The organism is Dorea sp., from assembly GCF_977044405.1.
The window spans coordinates 37,717-44,211 of the sequence record NZ_CDRRQK010000024.1 but is presented as its reverse complement, the minus strand read 5'-3'; the positions used below and the strand labels follow the sequence as shown (position 1 = coordinate 44,211).

Annotated in this window: 5 protein-coding genes and 1 riboswitch; all 5 genes read right to left on the bottom strand. The window is 40.1% G+C overall.

What is annotated here, in order from left to right; translation table 11 throughout:
• Positions 1 to 317 precede the first annotated feature (317 nt).
• A complete protein-coding gene (locus tag ACWJAF_RS11065; protein WP_028086630.1) occupies positions 318 to 1,007 on the bottom strand; it encodes a response regulator transcription factor in 690 nt (229 codons plus the stop codon).
• Positions 1,000 to 2,493 carry a sensor histidine kinase gene (locus ACWJAF_RS11060; protein ID WP_296033512.1) on the bottom strand — a complete coding sequence of 498 codons (1,494 nt, stop codon included), beginning with the start codon at positions 2,491 to 2,493 and terminating at the stop codon, positions 1,000 to 1,002. The genes ACWJAF_RS11065 and ACWJAF_RS11060 overlap by 8 nt, the downstream gene beginning before the upstream one ends.
• A 153-nt stretch (positions 2,494 to 2,646) precedes the next feature.
• Positions 2,647 to 3,834: a methionine adenosyltransferase gene (metK, locus tag ACWJAF_RS11055; RefSeq protein WP_296033514.1), complete on the bottom strand. Its 1,188-nt coding sequence runs from the start codon at positions 3,832 to 3,834 to the stop codon at positions 2,647 to 2,649.
• A gap of 155 nt (positions 3,835 to 3,989) precedes the next feature.
• A riboswitch (SAM riboswitch) is annotated at positions 3,990 to 4,087 on the bottom strand.
• A 100-nt stretch (positions 4,088 to 4,187) separates the two neighbouring features.
• Positions 4,188 to 5,480: a UDP-N-acetylglucosamine 1-carboxyvinyltransferase gene (locus ACWJAF_RS11050; protein ID WP_448863945.1), complete on the bottom strand. Its 1,293-nt coding sequence runs from the start codon at positions 5,478 to 5,480 to the stop codon at positions 4,188 to 4,190.
• Between the two features lie 429 nt (positions 5,481 to 5,909).
• Positions 5,910 to 6,416: a shikimate kinase gene (locus ACWJAF_RS11045; RefSeq protein WP_296033516.1), complete on the bottom strand. Its 507-nt coding sequence runs from the start codon at positions 6,414 to 6,416 to the stop codon at positions 5,910 to 5,912.
• Positions 6,417 to 6,495 lie beyond the last annotated feature (79 nt).

Sequence of the window (6,495 nt, the reverse complement as noted above, 5' to 3'; positions counted from 1 at the left end):
TTTCTATTCTTTCGACTGATTATAGTATACCATACTTCACAATATAGAACAAGCGTTCTATGTTCTTTTTCTGCAATTCATCTCCCACCTGTAGAGGAAGGAGAATTCTTGCTAACTTTTGTTAAAATTGAATAACCCCCCGGAGGTCTCACACACCGCCGGGGGGTTTTTTGTATCCTATGGACACATAACATCTTTTTGCTTACCAGCATTTTTTCATGGATACTTGATATCTTTTGCCTATCATTATTATATCATATGCAATTTTTCATTTCAATATACTTATAAAAATATTTTTTTATAGTTCTATAATATCTTTACACCTTAAACCGATAACCCACACCCCATATCGTCTCAATATACTGTGGGTTGGATGTATCTACTTCTACCTTTTCGCGAATCTTCTTGATATGCACGGTTACAGTTGCAATATCCCCGATGGATTCCATGTCCCAGATCTCACGGAATAATTCTTCTTTTGAGTATACATGGTTCGGATGGCTTGCAAGGAATGTCAGCAGATCGAATTCCTTTGTTGTAAATGTACGTTCTTCTCCGTTCACCCACACACGTCTTGCTGTTGTATCAATCTTTAGTCCACGGATCTCGATCACTTTATTCTTCTCCGCTGCACTTCCGGTCAGACGGTCATATCTTGCCAGATGTGCTTTTACTCTTGCTACCAGCTCGCTTGGGCTGAATGGTTTTGTCATATAATCATCTGCACCAAGTCCAAGTCCTCTGATCTTATCAATATCGTCTTTCTTTGCCGATACCATTACGATCGGAGTATTCTTCACGTCTCTTACCTGGCGGCAGATGTCGAATCCATCTGTTCCAGGAAGCATCAGATCCAGAATCAGAAGATCATAATCTTCATTCAGTGCTTTCTGAAGACCTGTATCTCCATCATTTGCAACCTCTACTGTAAATCCACTGAGTTCCAGATAATCCCTCTCCAGATCTGCAATTGCTTCTTCATCTTCTACTATCAATATCTTACTCATTCACCGGTACCTCCTGATATTTTCTAAGTACAAAGTACATTGTTGTTCCTGTCTCTTCCCTGCTGGTTGCCCAGATCTTACCGCCATGCTCTTCTATGATCTTCTTTACTACCGATAATCCGATGCCGCTTCCTCCTGTGGAAGAGTTCCGTGATGCATCTGTTCTGTAGAAGCGGTCGAAAATATTTGGCAGATCTTTTGCCGCAATTCCTTTCCCGTTATCCTCTAATTCTACCTGGACAAAATCTCCTACATCTTTGACCCGGAGATTGATCATTCCCTTTGGCTTATCCATATATTTTAATGAGTTATTCACAATGTTATGGATTACTCGCTTGATCTGCTCTGCATCAGCGATAATCCTTACATCTCTTTCCACATAATTAAAATATCCAAACTCTACATTCTGCGCTTCCAGCTCGACTGACAGATCATCTGCACAGTCGTCAAAATATGCATTGACAGACACAATATTAAAATTATATGGGATCTTATTCGTATCAATCTTAGAATACAGTGTCAGCTCATTGATCAGTGTATTCATCTCTGTTGCTTTATTATAGATGGTTCTTACATACCGGTCTATCTTCTCCGGCGTATCTGCGACTCCGTCTATAATTCCTTCCGCATATCCTTTGATCGTCGTTACCGGCGTCTTCAGGTCATGGGAAATGTTACTGATCAGCTCTTTGCTTTCTTTATCGTATTTTAACTTTTCTTCTGCACTGTCTTTTAAGCGTCTACGCATCTCTTCCAGACTCTGACAGAGCTTTCCAAGTTCATCATCTGCTTCCGGCTTAAGTTCAAAGTCCAGATTTCCCTCTTTGATATTCTGTGCTGCGGTCTGCATCTTCCCGATTGGTCCCATGACTGCCCTGTATATCCATATGATCAGACCAGCTGATGTAAGTACTAAGATACATACAATTCCAATCATAATTTTCAAAAAGAACTGCCCGACTTCCGGAATTACATTGGATACGTCCGATACAATAAATGCGCTTCCTTTTCCGCCATCTTCATATTCAAAATCCACCTGCTTAACCAAAGCTTCCGCATCACCGCCAAGATAGATCCCGTTATCTGAAGTCGTGTCTGTATCCCCATACATTGGAAGTTGCTCTATGACCGCCTTCACGCCGTCATCATCGCTTCCTGTATACACAATTGTACTTCCTTTGCGCACAAGGAGATAGGCATTCTTCTCTTCAAGCTTTTTATTAAACCGGTCCAGCTCTGTGGCATCTTCCATGGACTTTGCATCATCTGCCATCTGTCTGAGTTCATGATATGATTTTTCCGTAACTCTTGCTAATACCTGCATCGAATTCGTAAAATCTGAAACCGTTGTTCCTGTTATGCCATAATTTTTTTCAACTACTCCAATCTGATACCTGCACACCAGTGATACCATCATCGCCGCTACAAGAACCGGTATAATTATAATTGTAAAAAATGCTATTACTAATCGCGTTTTTAACTTCATATGATCTGTCCTCCGCTTAAAAGTATAGCATGAAAAATGGGTGCTTCACACCAAAGCACCCATAAACTTTTATAAAATTTTTATAAATAATCCATCATAAAATTTCCACAGGGATTATACCCTCATTCCATCTGAAAATTTTCAGAAATATTTTTAAAGGTATTTTTTCAGATCATCTACTTTATCAAGTTTCTCCCATGGAAGATCAATGTCTGTACGTCCGAAATGTCCATAAGCAGCTGTCTGTTTGTAGATTGGTCTTCTAAGATCCAGCATCTTGATGATTCCTGCCGGGCGAAGATCGAAGTTCTCACGAACGATCTCTACCAGTCTGTCATCTTCTAATGCACCTGTTCCAAATGTATCTACCATGATAGATGTCGGATGTGCAACACCGATAGCATAAGATAACTGAATCTCACACTTCTTGGCAAGTCCTGCTGCTACGATGTTCTTTGCAACATAACGTGCTGCATAAGCCGCTGAACGGTCTACCTTAGTGCAGTCTTTTCCAGAGAAAGCCCCACCGCCGTGACGAGCCATTCCACCGTAAGTATCTACAATAATCTTACGTCCTGTAAGTCCGCTGTCTCCGTGAGGTCCACCGATTACAAAACGTCCTGTCGGGTTGATAAAGAATTTTGTATCTGCATCTACCATTCCTTCTGGAATAATCGCATCAAAGACATATTTCTTGATGTCTTTGTGAATCTGCTCCTGTGTTACCTCTGGATCATGCTGTGTAGATAATACAACGGCATCCAGACGTGATGGTACACCATTTTCATCATATTCTACAGTTACCTGTGTCTTTCCATCTGGTCTTAAGTATGGAAGTGTGCCATTCTTTCTTACTTCTGTAAGTCTTCTTGACAGCTTGTGTGCCAGCTCGATTGGATATGGCATATATTCTGGTGTCTCATCAGAAGCATATCCAAACATCATTCCCTGATCTCCGGCTCCGATTGCATCGATCTCTTCTTCTGACATCGTATGTTCTTTTGCTTCCAGGGCTTTGTCAACACCCATAGCGATATCTGTTGACTGCTCATCGATGGCTGTGATGACACCACATGTCTCTGCATCAAATCCATATTTTCCTCTTGTGTATCCGATCTCTTTTACAGTATCACGAACGATCTTCTGGATATCCACGTAAGCATTTGTCGTGATTTCACCCATAACAAGTACCATACCTGTTGTAGTTGCTGTCTCACATGCAACACGGCTCATTGGATCCTGTGCTACTAATGCATCCAGGATGGCATCTGAGATCTGGTCACACATTTTATCCGGATGTCCTTCAGTTACTGATTCTGATGTAAATAATCTTTTTTCCACGTTTTTCTCTCCTTCTTTTCTAAAAACGGTTCCTGCATTCTTTCTCCCGGGATTTTCTTACCGAGAACTTGCCACTGACAACTTCTCTTGTACATTTTGGTAAAAAAACCGTCCACTCGCATAAGTGGACGGTTCTATATCTTCATAAACCAATCCTCTTATTGTTCGATCACTCGCTCAGGTTGGCACCTTCCTTCACTGGGGTTGCCGCAGTTTCACAGATCCTTTGTATCTCCACTGCTCTGAATAAGAGAAAGTTTGCTTTTATTAATATTGTTACTTCTTTTGTACGACTAAGACTTTACTCTATTTTCCCTGCACTGTCAATAGACTCACCTAAGAAAATGTATCATCTAGCCTACTTTTAATTTGAATTTCTGAATTGCTTTTTCAGAATCTACTCTTTCGATGATTCCACCAATGCTGCGAAGCTTCTCTTCGAATCTTTCGTAACCTCTCTGGATGTATACAATATCATCAACAATTGTGATTCCATCCGCTGCAAGACCTGCGATACAAAGTGCTGCTCCTGCACGAAGGTCTGGTGCACTAACTCTTGCTCCGGAGAATTCTTCTACACCTTCGATAGTTGCAGAATTACCTTCTACTTTTACATTGGCACCCATTCTTGCAAGCTCATCCAGATACTTGAATCTGTTTTCAAAGATACTCTCTGTAATAATACTTGTCCCTTTACATAAGGCCAGTGTAACGCCAATCTGCGGCTGCATATCTGTAGGAAATCCCGGATACGGAAGTGTCTTCACATGTGTACTTGTAAGATCCCCCTTTGATACTACGCGTACTGCGTCATCAAATTCTTCTACTTCACATCCGATTTCTACCAGTTTGGCAATCGTTGCTTCCAGATGCTTAGGAATCACATTCAGTACTGTTACGTCACCCTTTGTTGCAGCTGCTGCAAACATGAATGTTCCGGCTTCGATCTGGTCTGGAATAACGGAATATTCTGTACTGTGCAGACGTTCTACCCCACGAATCTTGATTACGTCAGTACCTGCACCTCTGATATTTGCTCCCATACTATTCAGGAAATTTGCAACATCAACCACGTGCGGCTCTTTTGCAACATTTTCCATAATTGTAAGTCCCTCTGCCATAGCAGCTGTCATCATTACGTTAATTGTCGCACCAACACTTACTACATCAAAGTAAATGTGTTTTCCGATCAGGGCATCTGCTTCTGCAACAATCTTGCCATGCTCGATATCTACATCTGCTCCAAGGGCACGGAATCCCTTCAGATGCTGGTCGATCGGTCTGCTTCCGATATTGCATCCACCCGGAAGTGCTACCTCTGCACGTTTGTATTTGCCAAGTAATGCGCCAAGAAGATAATATGACGCACGGATTTTCTTAATATAATCATATTCTATGTCAACATTTTTGATTGTTGATCCATTAATCTTTACAGTATGACGGTCGATACGGTGTACCTGTGCTCCAATCCCCTCAATTGCATCAATCAGCACGTTAATATCATTAACATCCGGTAAGTTATCGATCAATACGGTCTCATCTGTCATAATTGCTGCTGCCAGAATTGCCAATGCTGCATTCTTTGCTCCACCAATTTCCACTTCTCCCACAAGTGGATGACCACCTTTTATAATATACTGTTCCATGAATTACACCTCATTAATATTTATCTATTTCTACTCACTATGTTTCGTTAATTATTTATATCTTAAATTTTTATCTCAAATATTTCTCATCTTATATATGAATCATGAATATGCGTACTTTTTTCATATTCTATGTTCACAAACTACCTCTGCAATTCTGCCAAGGACTATGTCCGATGAAAGTCTCCTTGCATCGGTTGTATATGTATCTCTTAATTATTATCGTTAAATTTTCTCAATTTGTAAAGCTGAAATCCCATTTTTTATTAGGGTTCGCGCATATTATAGCACAAATTTTTCGATTGTAAAATATTTTTTATAGTTATGTAATCTATTTGTAACATGTGCGTTACTCTTATCCTGATATTACTATATATATGGTAGATTTTACGAATAAATAGTGGCAGCTCTTTCCCCTTTTTTACTGATTTACTGCTCTCCAAGTGCAATCAGCACTGATTCTATCGTCTCTTCAATTTTCTGATCATCTTCACACACCGTGATATCTGCATATTTTTCAAAAAGCTTTACCCTCTCATCATATAGATCTTTCAGCGTCTGACCATCGCGCAGTACCACACCGCGTCCTTTTGCATTTTTTAATCTGCTGTTTATTGTCTCAAAAGATGCTTTTAAATATACCACTTTTCCAATCTCTTTATAATGTTTCATGGCATTCTCGCAATATACCACGCTTCCACCTGGTGAGATTACGGTATGTTCTGCTTCCACCTGTGCATTTACACGGTCTTCTACTTTGAGGAAACCATCCGGTCCTACATCTGCAATGATATCTTTCAGAAGTTTTCCTTCTGACTCCTGAATTAATATATCTGTATCTACAAATTTATATCCCAGTCTCTTTGCAATTACTACGCCAACTGTACTTTTTCCTACTGCAGGCATTCCGATGAAAATGATGTTGTCACAAGCCATGATGTTCCCTCCTGTATTGTCGTATCTTTATATCTTTATTTTTCATTTCGTATATATTTCTTCTCTGTCAATGCACTCA